At 67.5% G+C, this 18,466-nt stretch carries 16 protein-coding genes and 1 pseudogene; 5 read left to right on the plus strand and 12 right to left on the minus strand.

Going from position 1 to position 18,466, the window contains the following annotated elements; genetic code table 11:
• Positions 1-50: 50 nt before the first annotated feature.
• Positions 51-692 (plus strand): annotated as a pseudogene (locus KXD97_RS33165) (cation:proton antiporter); the annotation flags it as partial.
• A 37-nt stretch (positions 693-729) separates the two neighbouring features.
• A complete protein-coding gene (locus tag KXD97_RS33170) occupies positions 730-1,206 on the plus strand; it encodes a cation:proton antiporter (RefSeq protein WP_313901318.1) in 477 nt (158 codons plus the stop codon).
• 375 nt (positions 1,207-1,581) lie between these two features.
• Here KXD97_RS33170 and urtE read toward each other — a convergent pair whose 3' ends face one another.
• From urtE to urtA, 5 genes are read right to left on the minus strand one after another with little or no spacing between them, the layout of a single operon-like run.
• On the minus strand, positions 1,582-2,274 hold the full coding sequence (gene urtE / locus KXD97_RS20625) for an urea ABC transporter ATP-binding subunit UrtE (protein WP_260752008.1): 693 nt from the start codon (positions 2,272-2,274) through the stop codon (positions 1,582-1,584).
• Complete coding sequence (gene urtD, locus KXD97_RS20630) at positions 2,274-3,107, minus strand: urea ABC transporter ATP-binding protein UrtD (RefSeq protein WP_260752009.1); 834 nt, start codon at positions 3,105-3,107, stop codon at positions 2,274-2,276. The genes urtE and urtD overlap by 1 nt, the downstream gene beginning before the upstream one ends.
• Positions 3,104-4,216: an urea ABC transporter permease subunit UrtC gene (urtC, locus tag KXD97_RS20635; protein WP_260752010.1), complete on the minus strand. Its 1,113-nt coding sequence runs from the start codon at positions 4,214-4,216 to the stop codon at positions 3,104-3,106. The genes urtD and urtC overlap by 4 nt, the downstream gene beginning before the upstream one ends.
• Positions 4,213-5,097, minus strand: coding sequence for an urea ABC transporter permease subunit UrtB (gene urtB, locus KXD97_RS20640; RefSeq protein ID WP_260752012.1), 885 nt, complete (start codon positions 5,095-5,097; stop codon positions 4,213-4,215). The genes urtC and urtB overlap by 4 nt, the downstream gene beginning before the upstream one ends.
• 40 nt (positions 5,098-5,137) lie before the next feature.
• Complete coding sequence (urtA, locus tag KXD97_RS20645) at positions 5,138-6,379, minus strand: urea ABC transporter substrate-binding protein (RefSeq protein ID WP_396885483.1); 1,242 nt, start codon at positions 6,377-6,379, stop codon at positions 5,138-5,140.
• 291 nt (positions 6,380-6,670) lie between these two features.
• On the opposite strand from urtA, the gene KXD97_RS20650 reads away from it, so the two are divergent.
• On the plus strand, positions 6,671-7,096 hold the full coding sequence (locus KXD97_RS20650) for a hypothetical protein (RefSeq protein WP_260752017.1): 426 nt from the start codon (positions 6,671-6,673) through the stop codon (positions 7,094-7,096).
• A gap of 1 nt (position 7,097) precedes the next feature.
• On the opposite strand, the gene helR is transcribed toward KXD97_RS20650, so the two are convergent.
• Positions 7,098-9,290: an RNA polymerase recycling motor ATPase HelR gene (gene helR / locus KXD97_RS20655; RefSeq protein WP_260752020.1), complete on the minus strand. Its 2,193-nt coding sequence runs from the start codon at positions 9,288-9,290 to the stop codon at positions 7,098-7,100.
• A gap of 139 nt (positions 9,291-9,429) precedes the next feature.
• On the opposite strand from helR, the gene KXD97_RS20660 reads away from it, so the two are divergent.
• Positions 9,430-10,452 carry an Rv2578c family radical SAM protein gene (locus KXD97_RS20660; RefSeq protein ID WP_260752021.1) on the plus strand — a complete coding sequence of 341 codons (1,023 nt, stop codon included), beginning with the start codon at positions 9,430-9,432 and terminating at the stop codon, positions 10,450-10,452.
• 27 nt (positions 10,453-10,479) lie between these two features.
• Here the strand turns inward: KXD97_RS20660 and KXD97_RS20665 are convergent, their stop codons facing one another.
• The 4 genes from KXD97_RS20665 to KXD97_RS20680 all read right to left on the minus strand — a co-directional run bounded on the left by KXD97_RS20665 (position 10,480) and on the right by KXD97_RS20680 (position 14,909).
• The gene (locus KXD97_RS20665) at positions 10,480-11,763 is read right to left on the minus strand and encodes an acyl-CoA dehydrogenase family protein (RefSeq protein WP_260752024.1); all 1,284 of its coding nucleotides are present in this window, start codon (positions 11,761-11,763) and stop codon (positions 10,480-10,482) included.
• Positions 11,760-12,893: an acyl-CoA dehydrogenase family protein gene (locus KXD97_RS20670; RefSeq protein ID WP_260752026.1), complete on the minus strand. Its 1,134-nt coding sequence runs from the start codon at positions 12,891-12,893 to the stop codon at positions 11,760-11,762. The genes KXD97_RS20665 and KXD97_RS20670 overlap by 4 nt, the downstream gene beginning before the upstream one ends.
• A 34-nt stretch (positions 12,894-12,927) precedes the next feature.
• The gene (locus KXD97_RS20675) at positions 12,928-14,157 is read right to left on the minus strand and encodes an amidohydrolase family protein (protein WP_260752027.1); all 1,230 of its coding nucleotides are present in this window, start codon (positions 14,155-14,157) and stop codon (positions 12,928-12,930) included.
• Between the two features lie 131 nt (positions 14,158-14,288).
• Positions 14,289-14,909: a TetR/AcrR family transcriptional regulator gene (locus KXD97_RS20680; RefSeq protein ID WP_260752028.1), complete on the minus strand. Its 621-nt coding sequence runs from the start codon at positions 14,907-14,909 to the stop codon at positions 14,289-14,291.
• A gap of 75 nt (positions 14,910-14,984) precedes the next feature.
• Here KXD97_RS20680 and KXD97_RS20685 point away from each other — a divergent pair, with 75 nt between their 5' ends.
• Complete coding sequence (locus tag KXD97_RS20685; protein WP_260752031.1) at positions 14,985-15,869, plus strand: acyl-CoA thioesterase II; 885 nt, start codon at positions 14,985-14,987, stop codon at positions 15,867-15,869.
• On the opposite strand, the gene KXD97_RS20690 is transcribed toward KXD97_RS20685, so the two are convergent.
• Together KXD97_RS20690 and KXD97_RS20695 are read right to left on the minus strand one after the other, a co-directional pair.
• Positions 15,870-17,501: a DUF885 domain-containing protein gene (locus KXD97_RS20690; protein ID WP_260752033.1), complete on the minus strand. Its 1,632-nt coding sequence runs from the start codon at positions 17,499-17,501 to the stop codon at positions 15,870-15,872.
• Entirely contained in the window at positions 17,494-18,390 is an 897-nt protein-coding gene (locus KXD97_RS20695) for a neutral zinc metallopeptidase (protein ID WP_260752034.1), read from the minus strand. The genes KXD97_RS20690 and KXD97_RS20695 overlap by 8 nt, the downstream gene beginning before the upstream one ends.
• Positions 18,391-18,466 lie beyond the last annotated feature (76 nt).

Genomic DNA, 18,466 nt, shown 5'->3' on the forward strand with positions numbered 1-18,466 from the left:
TGGCGGCCGTCGGTGTCCTCGGCATGGCGGTTGCGACGTTGTCAGTGAAGATGCGGAGTCTGCCGATCTCAGAACCGCTGCTGGGGCTGGCGGCCGGAATCGTGCTCGGACCACAGGTCACCGGCGTGTTGTCGATGTCTCCGCTGACTGTCGAGCAGTCCGTGCTGCACGAGGGCAGCAGGGTGCTGTTGGCGATCCCGGTGATGGCGGTGGCGTTGCGCTACCCGTTCGGCGAGATTCGTCGTCACGGCTGGTCGCTGCTTGTGCTGCTGCTGATCGTCCTGCCGGTGATGGCCGTCGTGTCGGCGGCGCTGGGGTGGGCTGTTCTCGGTATGCCCATCGCCGCTGCCGCGCTCTTCGGTGCCGCGGTCAGCCCCACCGATCCTGTTCTCGCGTCGAGTGTGGTGACCGGCGACGATGCCGAACGGGACCTTCCCGCTCGGGATCGGCAATTGCTGTCCCTGGAATCGGGGTCCAATGACGGTCTGGCGCTGCCGCTCGTTCTGGTCGCGCTCGCCGTGGCAGGCCCTCTCGGGGCGGGAGACGCGGTCGCGGAATCGGTGTGGCAGGTGGGCGGTGCTGTGATCGTCGGCGGGGTCATCGGCTGGTTGGGCGGCGGTGCGCTCCGTCTGGGCGCGGACCACGGCTCGACCGCCGGTGCGCCGGCACTGTTCGTCACCGTCGTATTGGCGCTCGGCATCCTCGGAGTGTCCGGTCTACTGCGTGTCGATGGAGTTCTCGCCGTCTTCGTCGGCGGGGGTCGTGTTCAACATCGTCGGCACCGGGCAGGAGCGTGCGTCGGCGGTGCCGATCGACGAGGCCATCAATCGATTCGCCGTTCTGCCGCTGTTCGTGCTGTTCGGGGCGACATTGCCGTGGCACGAATGGTACGAATTTGGCTGGCCGGCAATGCTTCTGGTGCTCACCGTGCTTACGTTACGGCGACTGCCGATTGTGCTTCTGATCAAACGTGTGCTGCGGCTGGGCGCCCCGGACGCTCTCTACCTCGGGTGGTTCGGGCCCGTGGGCGTATCCGCACTGTTCTATCTCACCTTGGAAGCAGACCGGCTCGGGGCGAATGAGACGGTGCTCGCTGCCGGGGCGCTCGTGTTGGCTTGTAGCACAGTCGCGTTCGGGGTTACGGGCGTCATCGGTAGGGGCTTGTACCGTCGAGCGACTCGTCAGGGGTGCGCGGTCGAACGTTGACGTACCGCCCACCACTGGATGCCGATGACCACTCCGGTGATGCCGAGGGTAGTACATCGCAGCGGAACTTCATCAGCACAAAGGGACGTGCACAGCCAGGTCAAGCGTGATCGCCGCAGCCGGCACCCAAACCTTGGTGTCTACCTGGTCTTTCACGCCTAAGATCACGCCCAGGTGAAGGGGCCGACACATCCGCGAGCTGAACTCCACCGCGACCGCGCCGGTTGTCTGTGTTCGCCGTGCCACCGGAGACGTCGGTGCGCCAAATCGAGTGCGAGCGTGCGCATTTGTCCGACATTTTTCGGCGTGTCGCCTGTAAACACGCACGCTCGCGCTGGAGGGCGGGCCGCTCAGATGGCCACAGCGGCGGGCCGCTCAGATGGCCATTGCGGCGCGGACTTCCGCTTCCGAGGCCGAACCGCCCGCGCCGCTGGTGGTCACCCGCCCGGCCTCCAGGATGTAGTAGCGCTGCGACGATTCCAGGGCGAACCCGATGTGCTGTTCGACGAGCAGCACCCCGAGGTCGCCGCGGCGGGTCAGCGCCGTGATGGCCTCCTCGATCTCGGCGACCACCGAGGGCTGGATGCCCTCGGTGGGCTCGTCGAGGATCAGGCACTTCGGGGTGGTGATCAGCGCGCGGGCGATGGCGAGCTGCTGGCGTTGCCCGCCGGAGAGCAGCCCCGCTCGACGGCTCAGCAGTTCCTTGAGCGCCGGGAACAGGTCGAGCTGCTCGTCGATCAGCGCCTTGCCGTTCTTGCGACCGTCGGCGACCACCTGCAGGTTCTCCGCGGTGGTCAACTGCCCGAACGACTGCTGGCCCTGCGGCACGTACGCCAGACCGCGCGCCACCCGGGCGCTCGGCCGCAGCTTGGTGATGTCCTCGCCGTCGAACAGCACCTTGCCCGCCGTGCACTTCAGCAAGCCCACCGCGGCGCGCAACAGGGTGGTCTTGCCGGCACCGTTGTGCCCCATCACCGCCGCGACGCCGTCGGTCGGAACCTCGATGCCGACCCCGTGAATGACCTCGCTGCGGCCGTAGCCGGTGCGGACGTCGACCAGTTGCAGCATCAGGAGTTCCCCTCGACGAGTTCGATTCCGTCGGCGCCGGCCGCGGCGGTCCCCAGATAGACCTCCTGCACCTTCGGATTGGCCTGGACCTCGGCGACCGAGCCCTCGGCGATCACTTGTCCGCGCGCCAGCACGGTCACCGACGTCGCGAACGCCCGCATGAAGTCCATGTCGTGCTCGACGACCACCACCGTGCGTTCGGCGCCGATGCGGCGCAACAATTTTCCGGTCTCCTCCCGCTCCTCGGTGCTCATGCCGGCGACGGGCTCGTCGAGCAGCAGCACGTCGGCGTTCTGCACCAGCAGCATCCCTATCTCCAGCCACTGCTTCTGCCCGTGTGCCAGCACACCGGCGGGTTTGTCGGCCAGGTGGGTCAGCCCGATGGTGTGCAGCGCCTGTTCGATCGCGGGGAGCACGCCCTTGCGCCGCCGCAACAGCGTCCATGCCGAGCGCTCGGCCCCGGCCGCGATGTCGAGATTCTGTAGCACCGTGAGCTGTTCGAACACGCTCGCAGTCTGGAAGGTGCGGCCCACGCCCCGGCGGGCGATCTGGTGCACCTTTTTGCCGAGCAGTTCCACGCCGGATTTGTTCACCGACCCGGTCGCCGGAACCAGACCGGTGATGGCGTCGATCACCGTGGTCTTCCCGGCGCCGTTGGGACCGATCAAGAACCGCAGGTCGCCCTGGAACAGCGTCAGGTCGACGCCGCTGACCGCCTTGAAACCGTCGAAATCGACTGTCAAACCCCGGACTTCGAGGTACTGGGCGCCCATGCCGGCGTTGCCGCCCTCGACGGGCTCCTTACCCGCGGTGCTCGCTTCGACTTCGGTCATGAGCTGGCGCCCACCTTCGCTGCGTCGGGGTCGGAGTCGGCGGCTTCCTCCGATGGCGGATCGGCTTTGGCCTTACGGCGACGTTTGAGCAGTACTGCAAGTCCGGCGAAGCCGGCGGGGAAGAACCCGACGACGATGATGAACAGCAGTCCCTGGGCGTAGGTCCATTCCGACGGAAAGCGTTCGGAGAACAGCGTTTGCGCCCACGCCACGCCGATCGCGCCGAGCACCGGACCCAGCAGCGTGGTGCGCCCGCCGATCGCGACGCCGATCAGGAACGCGATGGACGGCAGGATGCCGACCTGTGACGGTGCGATGAAGCCGACGATCGGCGCGAACAGCGCCCCGGCGATGCTGGCGAACAGCGCCGCCACCGTGTAGGCCACCACCTTGATGTTGGCCGGGTCGTAGCCCAGGAACCGCACCCGCTCCTCACCGTCACGGACGGCCACCAGCAGTTCGCCGTAGCGGCTCTGCATGAGCTGGCGCACCACGGCGATGACGATCAGCAGCACCGCCGCGGCGATGAAGTACAGCATCCGTCGGTTCACCGGGTCGTTGAGCGTGAAGCCGAAGAACGTCCGGAATCGGTTGAGGCCGTTGGATCCTCCGAGGCTGGTCTGGCCGACGAGCAGGATGGCCAGCGCGGCGGCCAGCGCCTGGGACAGGATCGCGAAGTAGGCGCCCTTGACCTTGCGCTTGAACACGCCGAGACCGAGCGCCGCGGCGATCCCGGCCGGGATCACCGCGATCGCGATCAGCGTGACCACCGGCGACGCGAAAGGCGCCCAGTAACCGGGTAATTCGCGTATCCCCTGGATCTGCATGAAGTCCGGGACCTCGTCACCACGCAGCTGCGCATCGGCGATCTTGAGGTGCATCGCCATCATGTAGCCGCCGAGCCCGAAGAACACGCCCTGCCCCAGCACCAGCATCCCACCGCGGCCCCAGGCCAGGCCGATACCGACGGCGACGATCGCGAAGCACAGGAACTTGCCCAGCAGGCTGAGCCGGAAGTCCGAGAGCACGGCGGGCGCGATCACGAACAGCACCAGCGCGGCGACCCCGAAGCCGGCCCAGGTCTGCCATCGGCCTAGCAGGCTGGTCATACGAGACTCCTTGTCCGGACCGTGAACAGGCCCTGCGGGCGCGCCTGCAGGAAGATCACGATGATGACGAACACGATCACCTTCGCCAGGGAGGCGGTGGTGTTGTATTCGATGAACGAGTTCAGGAAACCGAGGGTGAACGCCGCGATCACCGTGCCCTTGATCTGGCCGAGACCACCGACCACGACCACCAGGAACGCGTCGATCAGATAGCTCTGCCCGATCGTCGGACTCGTGGAGCCGATCAGAGTCAGTGCCACACCGGCCACGGCCGCGAGCCCGGAGCCGATGAAGAACGTGGTGATGTCGGTCTTGCGGGACGAGATACCACTGGTCTCGGCGAGATCCCGGTTCTGCACGACGGCTCGGATGCGCCGGCCCATCGGGCTGACCTTGAGCACGGTGGCCAGCACAGCGACGCACACGACGGCCAGCACCAGGATGAAGATGCGCGTCTTGGGGACGACGGCCCCGAAGATCTCCATGCCGCCCGACAACCACTCCGGTGCCACGACGTTGACCGCCGGGGCCCCGAAGATGTCGCGGGCCACCTGCTGCAGGATCAACCCGACACCGAACGTGACCAGCAGGGTGTCCAGCGGGCGGTGGTACATCCGCTGGATCAGCGTCACTTCGAGCAGTGCGCCCATGGCGCCGCCGATGAAGAACCCGAGAACGAGCGAGATGATCAGCGAGACACCGGCGCTCGAGACGATCTGCTGCACGACGTAGGCGGTGTAGCAGCCGGCCATGATGAACTCGCCGTGCGCCATATTGATGACGCCCATCTGGCCGAATGTCAGTGCCAGGCCCAATGCGGCCAGCAACAGGATCGAGCCGAGGCTCAATCCTGTTGCCAGCTGTCCGATTACGACATCCATGTGCGCTGAATGACTTCCCGTCGCTTCGCTCGCCCCGGCATCAGCCGGAAAGCCCGGCGGCCCACGGGTAGGACTTCAGGAACGGGTCCGGCTCGATCGGGCCGTCGGATTCCCAGACCGTGTAGATCAGACCGTCGGGCCGGATCTCGCCGATGCGGGCGGTCTTGGTGATGTGGTGGTTCTCGCCGTCGATGGTGACCAGACCCTCCGGCGCGTCGAACGTGACGCCGTCGGCGTTGTCCTGAATCGCCTTGACCTCGAACGACTGTGCCTTCTCGACGGTGTTCTTCCACAGGTAAACCGACACGTAGGCGGCTTCCATCGGGTCGGACGTCGGTTTGTCCGCGCCGTACTTGGCCTTGTAGGCCTTGACGAACTCGTTGTTCACCGGAGTGTCGATGGTCTGGTAGTAATCCCACGCCGTGAGCTGACCGGTGACGTTCTGCACACCGATACCGCCGACCTCTTCCTCGGCGATCGACACCGACACCACCGGCATCTGCTCGGGGGTCAGCCCCACGTTCTTGTACTCGCGGAAGAAGGCCACGTTGGAGTCGCCGTTGAGGGTGTTGAACACCGCGTCGGCATCGGCGGTGCGGACCTTGTTGACGATCGTGGAGAAGTCCGTCGAGCCGAGCGGCGTGTAGTCCTCGCCCTTGATCTCGATCCCGTTGGCCTCGGCGTAGGCCTTGATGATGCGGTTGGCGGTCTGCGGGAACACGTAGTCGCTGCCCACGAGATACAGCGACGTGACGCCCTTCTCCTTGAGGTAGTCCAGCGCGGGCACGATCTGCTGGTTGGTGGTCGCGCCGGTGTAGAAGATGTTGGGTGAGGACTCCAGGCCCTCGTACTGGACCGGGTAGTACAGCAGCGAGTTCGCGCTCTCGAACACCGGCAGCATCGCTTTGCGGCTCGACGAGGTCCACCCGCCGAACACCGCGGCGACGCAGTCGCTGCTGATCAGCTTCTCGGCCTTCTCGGCGAACACCGTCGGTTCGGAGGCGCCGTCCTCGGCCACGAGTTGGATCTGCTTGCCCAGCACCCCGCCGGAGGCGTTGATCTGCTCGACGGCCAGGTCGATCGCATTGCGGACGGTGACCTCGGAGATCGCCATGGTGCCCGACAGCGAGTTCAGTGCGCCGACCTTGATCGTGGACCCGGACGTGTCCACGCACGACTCGGCATTTGCTGAATCGGTGTCACTGGCCTTGCTTCCGCAACCGGCCAGCAGCAGGATCGCCACGGCCACGACGCTTCCTGCAGTGAGCGCGGATCGTTTCATCGGGTGGCGTCGGGGTTGGTCCATGAACGGCCTTTCTGGCTGTCGGCAGCGCTCATCCGCAGATGAGGCGCCGAGTCGGAAGTACTTCAAAACGCTTCAGAACACGAAGTGGTGACACCGTCCCGGTGTCGAATCCGGACGTTAGAGCGCCTGTGTTTCTGCCAAATGTCTATGTGTGACAGCCGCGTTAACCTGTGTGCACCAAACACCGCCGGTTTGCCATCGATGGGGTGAGCGGTCGCTGGTCCGGTACCACGTAACGATCCGGTACCGTCCGGCGATGTGACCAACATGCGAACAGCTACAGCCAAAGTAGGGGCGGCAGTCGGGGCAGCAGCACTGGTGGCCGCCGCGGGAATGATCAGCCCGGCAATGGCGAGCGCGCAGGAGGGACATCAGGTCCGCTACACGCTCACCTCGGCCGGCGCCTATGAATTCGATCTGTTCTATCTGACGAGCCAGCCGCCGAGCATGGAGGCGTTCAACGCCGACGCCTACGCGTTCGCCAAGCGCGAGAAGGTCAACCTCGCGCCGGGGCAGCCCTGGGTCTTCGAGACCACGATGGAGGACCCGAACTGGGCGATCCTGCAGGTGAGCAGCACCACCCGGGGCGGGCAGGCAGCACCGAACGCGCACTGCGACATCGCCGTCGACGGTCGGGTGCTCACCCAGCACGACGACCCCTACAACGTGCGGTGCCAGCTGGGTCAGTGGTGAGTCACCCTGCCGCCAGCCCGGCCAGGGCCGGCGGCAGCGGCCCGCTGTGCAGCACGCCGAGCCGCTGCGTGGCGCGGGTCAGCGCGACGTAGAGGTCGGCGGCCCCGCGCGGCCCCTCGGCAAGGATCCGTTCCGGGTAGACGACCAGCACGGCGTCGAATTCCAGGCCCTTGGTCTGCGTGGGTGTCACGGTGCCGGGCACACCCGCAGGCCCGATCACCACACTCGTGCCTTCGCGGCCGGCTTCTGCGGTGACGAAATCGGCGATGGCGCCGGCGAGTTCGTCGTCGGAGACGCGACGTGACCACGGCGCCACACCGGTGGAACGCACCGACTCCGGTGGCGCGGCCGACGGGGCGAACTCGCCGAGAACCGAAGCGGCGACGGCCATGATCTCGGCCGGCGTGCGGTAGTTCACCGTCAAAGTCCGGTACACCCAGCGGTCCGGGACGTACCGGTTCAGCATCGCGTCCCACGATGTCGCCCCCGCCGGCGACCGGCGCTGCGCCAGATCACCGACCATCGTGAACGACCGGCTCGGGCACCGCCGCATCAGCACCCGCCAGTCCATCGAGGACAGCTCCTGGGCCTCGTCGACGACGATGTGCCCGTACGTCCAGTCCCGGTCGGCGGCCGCCCGTTCGGCGAGATCGCGGGTGTCGCGCTCGAGGAAGCGTTCGGCCAGGTCCTCGGCGCCGATGACATCGCGGGCCAGCAGCAGGTCCTCGTCGTCCATCAGGTCCTCGCGGTCGACCATCAGGTCCAGCACGCCGGCGGCGTAGGCGGCTTCTTCCCGGCGTTCCCGCTCGGCGGCCTCCTCGCCCGACCGGTCCCGTCCGAGCAGGTCGACGAGTTCGTCGAGCAGGGGCACATCCGACACCGTCCAGGCATGGCCGTCGGCGCGATGCAGCGCGGGGTCGGCACCGGCGGCACGCAGCCGCTCAGGAGACGAATACAGTTCTGCAAGAAGGGTTTCCGGAGTCAGTACCGGCCAGAGGCGATCGAGGGCGGCTTGGAACGCGGCGTTGTCCTCCAGCTCGTCGAGGAGGTCGGCGCGAAGATGCTCCCACGCCGCGCGGTCCTCACGGGTCAACCACCCCCGGCCGATCTTGGCGATCGCCCGTTCGGTCAGTGCCCACGTGACGACGTCGACGAACACCGCCCGGGCGTCGTTGTGCGGCTGTTCACTCGCGCGGGCTTCCTGGATCGCCCATCCGGCGATGTCGGCGCCGATGCTGACCGAGACGTCGGACAGGTCGATCGGGATGGGGTCCGCCGGGACCTGCTGACGGTCGGCGACCGCGGCCCTGAGGACCTGCAGCATCGCCAGCGAGCCCTTCGCTGTGGCGGCCGCAGGGGTGTCTTCGGCGCTGACGTGCAGGCCGGGCACCAGATCGCCGACGGTCATCAACACCACGTTGGTCTCGCCCAGCGAGGGCAGTACGCGCCCGATGTGCCGCAGGAACGCCTCGTTCGGACCGACGACGAGCACGCCGTGGCTCTCCATGCGCTTGCGCTGGGTGTACAGCAGATAGGCCACCCGGTGCAGGGCCACCACCGTTTTTCCGGTGCCGGGGCCGCCCTCGATGACCAGCACTCCCGGGTGATCCAGCCGGATGATCGCGTCCTGCTCGGACTGGATGGTGGCGACGATGTCGCGCATGCCCTCGCCTCGGGGCGCGTTCACCGCCGCCAGCAGCGCCACGTCGCTGGAACTTCCGGGCTGGTCGCCGGCCTCCTCGGCGGCGGGTCGGCCGAACACCTCGTCGGTGAAGTCGAGCAGGCGCCGCCCCAGGCTGTGGAACTGCCTGCGCCGGCGCATGTTCTCCGGGTGGGCGCCCGTCGCGACGTAGAACGGGCGGGCCGCCGGGGCGCGCCAGTCCAGCAGCAGTGGTTCGTGCTCGTCGTCGAGGATGCCGATGCGGCCGATGTAGAGCCGCTCACCGGAGACGCTGTCGAGCCTGCCGAAGCACAGGCCCTGGTCGGCCACGTTGAGCCGGTCCATCTGCGCTGCCGTCGCGCGCACCTCGGCGTCGCGGGCCACCAGGGTCGCGCCACTCTGCTTGTCGACCGGACTACGCAGCGCCGCCGCGTACCTGTCTTTGATCCGTGCGCGCTCGGCGTCCAGCCGGGCGTAGAGCCCGTCGACGTACCCGCGCTCCGACCGCAGTTCGTCCTCGTAGTGAGTTGACATGTGCCCCTTAGATTTCTGAGCTGAGTATGCGATTCTGCGCCATCACCCCGGCCTTGCCGCAAGCCCCCGTCCCGGCGGTATGGTGGACGGGCAGGCGCCGGTCACTTGACACCCCATCGAACATGTGTTCGCATGAGGTATGCGCTGGGCCGGTCAGGGAGTTGCCGTCGACGACGGCGCGTTGCCCGGCCTGCAGCGTATGGGCCTCATCCGCAGCGTGCGTACCCCGCAATTCGACAGAATCACCTTCCACGAGGTGCTGTGCAAGTCGGCGCTGAACAAGGTGCCCGACGGCAGCGCTCATCTTCCGTTCCGGTACACGGTCAACGGCTACCGGGGATGCTCGCACGCGTGTCGCTACTGCTTCGCCCGGCCCACGCATGAGTACCTGGACTTCGACAGCGGTCGGGATTTCGACACCCAGGTGGTGGTCAAGACCAACGTCGCCGAGGTGTTGCGCAGGGAACTGCGCCGCCCTTCGTGGACGCGGGAAACCGTGGCACTGGGCACGAACACCGATCCGTACCAGCGCGCCGAGGGGCGCTATGCGCTGATGCCCGGGATCATCGGCGCGCTCGCCGAATCCGGGACGCCGTTGTCCATCCTCACCAAGGGCACGCTGTTGCGCCGCGACCTCCCGATGCTCGCCGACGTCGCGGGCTCTGTGGACGTCAGCGTCGCGGTGTCACTGGCGGTAGGTGATCCCGAGCTGCACAGCCAGGTCGAGCCCGGTACGCCGACTCCCGAGGCCCGCCTCGGTCTGATCTCGGCGATCCGGGCGGCGGGGCTGCGCTGCCACGTGATGGTGGCCCCCGTGCTGCCCGGGCTGACCGACTCGCGGGAGCACCTCGACGATCTCCTGCGCCGGATCGCCGCCGCGGGCGGCACCAGCGTGACGGTCTTCGGTCTGCACCTGCGGGGCAGCACCCGAGGCTGGTTCATGGACTGGTTGGCGCGCGCCCATCCCGGGTTGGTTGGGGAGTACCGGCGGCTGTACCGGCGCGGGGCGTACCTGCCCGCCGAGTACCGGGCGGAGCTGGCGCGCCGGTCCGCGCCGCTGATGGCCAAGCATGGACTGACCAATGGGTCGCGGATGAGCGCACCCGCCGCACCCGCCGCGGCGCCGGCCGCCGTCGCGCCGATTCAGCAGGCGCTGTTCTGAGGCGACGACTGACGCGCCGGCGCGGCGTCAGCTCTTGTTGCGCTTGACCTGATTGAACGGCAGGCCCTTGTCGGCGGCGAACTCACGGGGGAATCCGAGGATGCGCTCACCGATGACGTTGCGCGCCATCTCGGAGGAACCTCCGCCGAGCGATCCGGTTTGACGCGACAGGTAGCGCACCCCGACGTCGAGCAGCCCGGCCAGTTCCGGGGCATCCGCGGTGCCCTCGTCGACCACACCGGCCGTGCCTGTGATGGCGAGCGCGGTGTCGACCTCCAGCTCGGTGGTCTCGGCGTGGAACAGCCGGATCAGCGTGCCGGCGTTCGGCGGAAGCGAGCCGTCACCGATGCTGCGGAACACGTGGTCGATGAGCTGTTCTTTGACGATGCGGCGCACCAGGGCCCGGCCGGCGAGGTCCTGAACGCGGGGATCGTCACCCTGGCCGGTGGCCTCGGCCAACCCGACGTGGTCGGGCGGCATCTCGCTGGCGTTCTCCGCGGCGGTGCCGCTGGCGAACTCCGAGCCGCCGCCGACGGCGCGCCGCTCATGGTGCAGCTGGCGGGTCGCGACCTCCCAGCCCTTGTTCACCTCGCCCACCACGGCGTCGTCGCCGAGCTCGAGGCCGTCGAAGAACTCCTCGCAGAACTCCTCGTTACCGTTGACCTCCTTGATGCGGCGCATGGTGATGCCGGGTGCGTTCAGCGGCACCAGGAACATCGTCAGACCCTCGTGCTTGGGCACGGTCCAGTCGGTGCGAGCCAGTAGCAGCCCGTAGTCGGCGGCGAAGGCGCTGGTGCTCCAGGTTTTGGCGCCGTTGATGATCCACGAGTCGCCCTGCTTCTCGGCGCGGGTGATCACCCCGGCGAGGTCTGACCCGCCGCTGGGTTCGGACAGCAACTGGCACAGGATCTCGTCACCTCGAATCGCGGCCGAGATGCGGTCCCGCTTCTGGGCTTCGCTGCCCATGTCCAGAAGGGTCGCCGCGCAGATGGTGAACGTCGGCACGTTGAGGATCAGCGGCATCTCATAGCTGCGGCACTCGGCGTTGAACGCCTTCTGGTAGGCGTAGTCCAGTCCGAGGCCGCCGTACTCGCGCGGGAAACAAATCCCCGCGAAACCCCCCTCGTGCAGCCGCCTCTGCAGGTCCTTGGCCCGGTCCCAGGAGGACTGCTCGGCGCGGACCGAGAACGGCGGGTTGTCGGGATCGATGCGTGGCATGTTCTCGGCCAGCCACGCCCGTGCGCGGGCGGCGAACTCGTCGACCGTCTCAACGGTGCCGGTGGAGCCGGTCGATGCCATGGTCTCGGTCATGCCGTCGCCTCCGTCGTGCTGCTCAGCGCGTACACCGCGCGGTGGTGATCCTCCGGGGAGCCGAACATGGCCCGGTACAGCGCCACCCGACGCAGGTAGAGGTGCAGATCGTGTTCCCAGGTGACACCGATTCCGCCGTGCAGTTGCACACAGTCCTGCAGCATCACCGGGGCACGCTCAGCCACATAGGCTTTCGCGACGCTCACCAGCATCTCGGCGTCGGGGGTCCGCTGCGCGACCGCGCGGACGGCGCCCGCGGTGGTCGCGCGCGCCGCCTCGAACCACATCTTCATGTCGGCGGCCCGATGCTTGAGCGCCTGATAGGAGGCCAGCGGCCGGCCGAAGCTGTGCCGGTCGAACAGCCACTGGTTGGTCATCGTCAGCACCGCGTCGAGAACGCCGACGATCTCCGCGCACTGCAGAACCAGCGCGATCTGGCGCTGTCGCTCGATGATCGCCGCGGTCTGCTCGGCGGTGCCCACGACGGCGGAGTCGTCGACCTCGACCCCGTCGAACTGCACACGCGCATAACGCTTCACCAGATCCACCGAGTTCTGCGGGGTTACGGTGACGCCGACGGTGTCCGTCGGCACCAGGAACTGCCGGACAGCGCCGTCCAACTCGGCGACCGCCAGCACCGCACCGCTCTCGGCGCCGGCCTCCACCCGGTCCTTGACACCGTCGAGGCGGTAGCCGCTCGCGGTGCGGGTGGCTGTCGTCGCGGCCTGCAGCGGGGCGAAAGGACGACGCGGTTCGTACACCGCCCAGGACGCGACCAGCTCACCGGAGATCAGCGCCTCGATGGTCTGCTCGTGCCCGGTCGGTGCCTCCACGAGCCCTGCCAACACGACGCTGACCGGGTGCAGCGGACCGGGCGCGACGGTGTGGCCGATCTGCTCGGCGACCATGGCCAGATCGGCGACCCCGTCGCCGGAGACGCTGCCGCCCCCGAGTTCCTCGGGCACCAGCAGGCCGGCCCACCCCAGTTCGGCGGCACGCTGCCACCATTCGGGCTGAAACGACACCTCCGACGCATGCAGCCCGCGCACATGGGTCAGAGACGCCTGCTTCTCCAGAAAGGTCTGGGTGGTAGACGCGAACAGCAGCTGTTCCGGGTTGGCGGTTGTCATGAAACAGGCTCAGCCTCTTCGGTTTTCGGGGATGTCAGGTGAGGACGAGGGCCGGCACGTCGGGTTTGTAAACGACCTTGTTGTCGACTTTGAACAGATCGATCATGTTCTTGCCCATGACCTTTCGGACACCTTCAGCGTCCAGGCCGTGCGCTTCCAGGTCGGCGACGAGGTTCAGCGGATCGGCCAGACCTTCGGGGTGCGGCCAGTCGGACCCGAAGATCACCCGGTCGATGCCGCACAGGTCGGCCATCTTCTTGAAGTCGTCCTCCCAGAACGGCGCCACGTACACGCAGCGCTTGAAGGCCTCAACCGGGTCCTCCGGAAACTCCTGCGGCATCTTCGAGAAGACGTCCTTGAACTGGTAGAACAGGTACGGCACCCAGGAGGCGCCGTTCTCGATCGACAGGATCCGCAGATCGGGGTTTCGCGTGAACGCGCCGTGGCACACCAGCGCGGCCATGGTGTCCTCGATCGGGCGCTTGCCCATCGCCACCATCCGGAACGCCGTGGGGCGGAACGGCAGGAACTCGTCGGCAGGCTCCCAGTCGTTGAGGTATTGCGCGTAGCCGCTGTCCGAAGCGTGCATCGCCACCGGGATTCCGGCCTTGACGCACGCCTGCCAGAAGGGGTCGAACTCCTCGGTGCCGAACGATCGGGTGCCGCGGTATCCCGGGACCGGCGCGGGCCGCACCAGCACGGTCTTGGCGCCGCGCTCCAGACACCATTCGAGTTCCTCGAGCGCGCGGTCGACGATCGGAAGCGTGATCACCGGGGTCGAGAAGATCCGGTCCTGGTAGTTGAACTGCCAAGTCTCGTACATCCATTCGTTGAGCGCATGGATGATGTCGTGGATCAGTTCCGGATCGTCCTTGAGTCGTTCCTCGACCAGCGACGCCAGCGTCGGGAACATCAGGGTGTAGTCCAGGCCTAGACCGTCCATCACCTCGAGGCGGGCCTGCGGGTTGCGGAACGCGGGGATCGCCTTCATCGGCTTGCCCATGATCTCGCGGAAACTCTTGCCTCCGCTGCCGTGCCGGAAGTACTCCTCCTGGGCGCCGGGGCGCGCGACCACCTCGAAGGTCGGGTTCGGGATGTAGTCGCTGATGTGGTTGCGCACCATGATCTTGGTGCGGCCGTGCACGTCGATGTAGTCGATGACGCCCTTGCGCTTGTCCGGGAGGAACTTGGTGAGCGCCTCCTTGGGCTCGTAGAAGTGGTTGTCAGCGTCGAACACCGGATAGTCGAGGATGCGTGACGGCATGATGTGGGCTCCTCACATGACGTATTTGCACACAGTGGTAATCGCATTACCGTTCGATGGTAACGACATTACCACGCAGGTATGTAACGGCGCCAGAGCGCTCGTTGTCGGTGTTTGGGCAGTTCAGGGCGCTATCGGAGCAGGCTGCGGATGCAGAACGCGTGGACGTGAGCCCCGACTATCGGCACCCCGTTGAGCTCGGCGCCCAGGTCGCGCAGGCGGAGCGCGCCGAGGACCGTCTGCATCAGGATCGCGGCGTCGGTGTCGACGTCGAGGTCGGTGCGGAAGGACCCTTCCGCGATGCCGCGGTGCAGGATGTCGGCCACCAGTCGGTGCAGCGGGGCCAGCACCGTGGCGAATTCCTTGGGTCTGGTCTCCAGCAGGTGGTCGTTGTAGTACGTCAGGCCCCGGTTGATGCTGTCCTGGGTGCTGGACTCCGCCGGGGCGCTGATCCGATCGATGAGCCGGCGCAACGCCTCGCCGCCGTCGAGCGCGTCCGTCTCGGCGCGCCACCGTTCGGTCGCGTCGGCCATGATCTTCTCCACCAACGCCAGCAGCAGTTCGTCCTTGGTGGCGAAATGCTGATAGAAGGCGCGCAGCGAGGTCTTGGATCGCTCGACGACCTCAAGGACGGTGAAATCCGTCCTTCCCGTCTCGCCGAGGATCGCCAGCGCCGAGCGCATGAAGCGGCTCGCGCGGGATTCGGGCCCGTCCTGCTGCACGGTCGGATCCGGGTGCGCCTTCGCGGACATGGTAATGACGTTACCGCTTTCGGGAAACCTCGGTTACTGTTCCCTGCGACAGTCACCGAGTGGAAGCGATGGCACATGACAACCGATTCGGCGCAAACCCCGTGGACGGTCCAGGGTCTGCTCGACCTGTTCGACGCGCAGCCGTGCGGGCAGGACGTCTTCACCGCGGAGACCGGCCTGGCCGCGGCGGATGAGCGGCAGGTGGTGGAGGGCACGCAGGTGCTCGCCCAGTCGATCGTGGCAGCGGCCAAGCGCTTTCCGGACAAATCGGTGCGGTCGGTGTACTCGGTGTTCGCTCGTGCGGTGATGGTGAGCGCGGGGCCGGTCGAGTTGGAGATCGACGTGGTCAGCGAGGGGCGTTCGACCGCGACTGCGGTCATCACCGCAAAGCAGAACGGCAAGCGGTGCATCACCACCACGGTATTGGCCGACGTGCCGACCGATGACGTCATCCGGCACCACCTGCCCAAGCCCGACGTCACGCCGCCCGCCCAGGCGAACGTGTCTGCCATGCCGATGACGGGACGGGAACTGCGCCTGGTCGACGTCGTCGACGTCAACAGCCCCGACGAGGTCGGCCCGCCGGAGTTGTACGCTTGGCTGCACTACGACCCGATCCCTGCCCGCGACGATCTGGCAAAGGCGCTTGTCGCGTATTTCACCGGCCACCTTGGTATTTCGACGACGATGCGCGCCCACGAGGGCATCGGCACCAGCCAGGCCCACCTCACCGTCTCGACCGCCCCGATGACCGTGTCGGTGAGCTTCCATGAACCGGTGCGCTGGGACGGATGGCTGCTGTACACCCACGAGAGCACCCAGGTCGGAGCCGGGATGTCGTACGTGCGCGGGGCCGTGCACACCGAGGAAGGCGAATTGATCGCGTCCTTCGCCCAGGACGCGCTGATCCGGCCGCTGCGCACCACCGACACCGCGATCAAGGAGCAATCGCGCCTCTAGTCAGAGCGCGGCAAGCACAGCCGAGCGCAACACCTCCAGCGGCAGACCGCCCAGGTCCAGCGCTCGGCTGTGGAACTCCTTGAGCGACACACCGCGCGCGACCGCGTCGTCGCGCAACTGCTGCCAGATACGCTGCCCGATCGCATAGGACGGCGCCTGTCCGGGCCAGCCAAGGTAGCGGTCGAGTTCGAACCGCAGATTCTCCTCGGCCATTGCGCTATGGCTCTGCAAGAACGTCCACGCGCGATTGGCGTCCCAGATACCGCCGTCCGGAGCCGTGAGGCCGCAGTGGACGCCGATGTCGATGACTACCCGTGCGGCCCGGAAGCGTTGCGCGTCAAGCATTCCCATCCGGTTTCCGGCATCCTCGAGCCAACCCAGTTCGGCCATCAGCCGTTCGGCGTACAGTGCCCACCCCTCGCCGTGGCCGGACACCCAGCACCCGAGCCGGCGCCACCGGTTGAGCTGATCGGCCAGCACCACCGCCCGGCCGATCTGCAGATGGTGTCCGGGCACCCCCTCATGAAAGACGGTCGTGGTCTCCTGCCAGGTGTGGAAGGTGTCGACGCCGGGCGGCACCGACCACCACATCCGGCCCGGGCGGGACAGGTCCTCCGACGGGCCGGTGTAGTAGATCCCCCCGGTCTGCGTCGGTGCGATCCGGCATTCCAGGTTGCGCAGCGCAGGGTCGACGTCGAAATGGTTGCCGCTCAACGCATCCACCACCCGGTCGGACAACTCCTGCATCCAGCGTTGCAGAGCGTCGGTGCCGTGCACGAGGTAGCGCGATTCGCCGTCGAGTCGGCGCAGTGCCTCGGCCGCGGACGCTCCGGGGTAGAGCCGGTCGGCGATCGTGTCCTGCTCGGCCACGATGCTCGTGAGCAGATCCAGACCCCACTCGTAGGCTTCGTCGAAATCGACTGCGGCGCCGAGGAAGAAGCGAGACATCACGGTGTACACATCCCGTCCGCAGCCGTCGCTGTCGCGGGCGTGCGGGCCGATGTCGTCCCTGAGCACCCTGGCCAGCGACGCGTAGGCGTTGGCCGCTTCCTCGGCATGGCCGCGTAGCTGGGGCGCCAGCGTGGGATGGTCCGCCTCGGCGACCATCGCGACGAACAGCTCGGCGTTCTGGGTCGCCTGCTGGATGCCCCGCCGCACCTGCCGGGCCGCCGGGGCCCGCCCGTCACGGGCCGACGCACGCAGCGCCTCGGCGTAGCCGTCGACGCGCACCGGGATCTGGGTCAGCCGCCGGTCGATGGTGGCCCAGTCGTCCTCGGTGTCGGTGGGCATCAGGTCGAACACGTCGCGCATCGTCTGCAGCGGTGAGGCGATGACGTTGGGTTCGCCGAGATCGAGTCCGGCGTCATGCATCTCGAGCAGTACGCCGAGGCGTTCGCGCATCGCGGCGACGGTGACGGCGTCGACGCCGTCGGACGGCTCGACGCTGTCCAGTTCGCGCAGAGCGGCGCGGGCGGCGTCGGCGCGGGCCGCCACCCCGGCAGGGGAGTAATCGGTGATCTGGTCGTCGTGTCCCGCGATGCCGGCCTCGGTGGCGGCACACGGGTCCAGGGCCGCGAGGGTGTCGAGATAGCGCTCGGCGACCGCGTCGACGGCCGTGGTGGGCCTAGCCAAGGTTGTTCGTCGCGAAGGTGTCGCACTGCGCCGGGTCACCGGTCCGGTAACCGGTGGTAAACCATTTCTGCCGCTGCTCCGAGGAGCCGTGCGTCCAGGATTCCGGGCTGACCCGGCCGGTGGCCGCCTCCTGGATGCGGTCGTCGCCGACGGCCGCCGCTGCCGACAGCGCGTCGGCGATGTCCTTGTCGGTCAACGGTTCCAGGAACGGAACGTCGGTGCCTTCCTGCTTGGTGATCGCCGCGTAGTGCGCCCACACGCCGGCGTAGCAGTCGGCCTGCAGCTCGGTGCGCACCCCTGCGCCCGTGGGGCCGGTGGGGTCCTGCTGGGCGCGGCCGAGCACGCCCTGCAGGTTCTGCACGTGGTGACCGAACTCGTGGGCCACCACGTACTCCTGGGCGAACGGGCCACCGCTGGCGCCGAACTGGTTCTGCAGGACGTCGAAGAAACCGACGTCGAAGTACGCAGTCTTGTCGACAGGGCAGTAGAAGGGTCCGACGTCGCTGCTGGCGAAACCGCATCCGTCGGTATCGACGCCGTTGGTGAACAGTTCGATCTGCGGCCGGGTGTAGCCGGGCATCAGCTGCGCCCATACGCCGTCGAGCGAGTTGCCGGTCGCCACCACCCGGCACTGGGGGATGTCGTTGGCGTCCCTGCCGGTCCGGCATTGGCTCAGATCGAAGCCCTGCGCCTGCGCGCCCTGGGTGTCCATCGGGGTCTGGTTCGGCAGCACCGTGCCCGGGTCCACGCCCAGGAACAGCGCCACCACCACGATCAGCAGACCGCCCAGACCGCCGCCCACCGCGATGCCGCGGCCGGGTCCGCGGCCGCCGCCACTGCTCGTCGAGGTGGTGCTGGTGTCGATCCGCATACCCTCGTTGAAGGTCATGTCGCTACCCCCAATCTGCCGTCCGCCGCTGGGCGGGGCTGCCTGACACCGCTGTCGGTCCAGCTTCGCACACTAC

The sequence above is a fragment of the Mycobacterium sp. SMC-8 genome (assembly GCF_025263565.1).
Lineage (GTDB): Bacteria > Actinomycetota > Actinomycetes > Mycobacteriales > Mycobacteriaceae > Mycobacterium.

What these genes read in the sequence shown, in the direction of transcription:
- KXD97_RS33170 (WP_313901318.1), top strand. Translation starts at nt 730, where the DNA reads ATGGAGTTCTCGCCGTCTTCGTCGGCGGGGGTCGTGTTCAACATCGTC.
- urtE (WP_260752008.1), bottom strand. Translation starts at nt 2,274, where the DNA reads ATGCTGCAACTGGTCGACGTCCGCACCGGCTACGGCCGCAGCGAGGTC.
- urtD (WP_260752009.1), bottom strand. Translation starts at nt 3,107, where the DNA reads ATGACCGAAGTCGAAGCGAGCACCGCGGGTAAGGAGCCCGTCGAGGGC.
- urtC (WP_260752010.1), bottom strand. Translation starts at nt 4,216, where the DNA reads ATGACCAGCCTGCTAGGCCGATGGCAGACCTGGGCCGGCTTCGGGGTC.
- urtB (WP_260752012.1), bottom strand. Translation starts at nt 5,097, where the DNA reads ATGGATGTCGTAATCGGACAGCTGGCAACAGGATTGAGCCTCGGCTCG.
- urtA (WP_396885483.1), bottom strand. Translation starts at nt 6,379, where the DNA reads ATGAAACGATCCGCGCTCACTGCAGGAAGCGTCGTGGCCGTGGCGATC.
- KXD97_RS20650 (WP_260752017.1), top strand. Translation starts at nt 6,671, where the DNA reads ATGCGAACAGCTACAGCCAAAGTAGGGGCGGCAGTCGGGGCAGCAGCA.
- helR (WP_260752020.1), bottom strand. Translation starts at nt 9,290, where the DNA reads ATGTCAACTCACTACGAGGACGAACTGCGGTCGGAGCGCGGGTACGTC.
- KXD97_RS20660 (WP_260752021.1), top strand. Translation starts at nt 9,430, where the DNA reads ATGCGCTGGGCCGGTCAGGGAGTTGCCGTCGACGACGGCGCGTTGCCC.
- KXD97_RS20665 (WP_260752024.1), bottom strand. Translation starts at nt 11,763, where the DNA reads ATGACCGAGACCATGGCATCGACCGGCTCCACCGGCACCGTTGAGACG.
- KXD97_RS20670 (WP_260752026.1), bottom strand. Translation starts at nt 12,893, where the DNA reads ATGACAACCGCCAACCCGGAACAGCTGCTGTTCGCGTCTACCACCCAG.
- KXD97_RS20675 (WP_260752027.1), bottom strand. Translation starts at nt 14,157, where the DNA reads ATGCCGTCACGCATCCTCGACTATCCGGTGTTCGACGCTGACAACCAC.
- KXD97_RS20680 (WP_260752028.1), bottom strand. Translation starts at nt 14,909, where the DNA reads ATGTCCGCGAAGGCGCACCCGGATCCGACCGTGCAGCAGGACGGGCCC.
- KXD97_RS20685 (WP_260752031.1), top strand. Translation starts at nt 14,985, where the DNA reads ATGACAACCGATTCGGCGCAAACCCCGTGGACGGTCCAGGGTCTGCTC.
- KXD97_RS20695 (WP_260752034.1), bottom strand. Translation starts at nt 18,390, where the DNA reads ATGACCTTCAACGAGGGTATGCGGATCGACACCAGCACCACCTCGACG.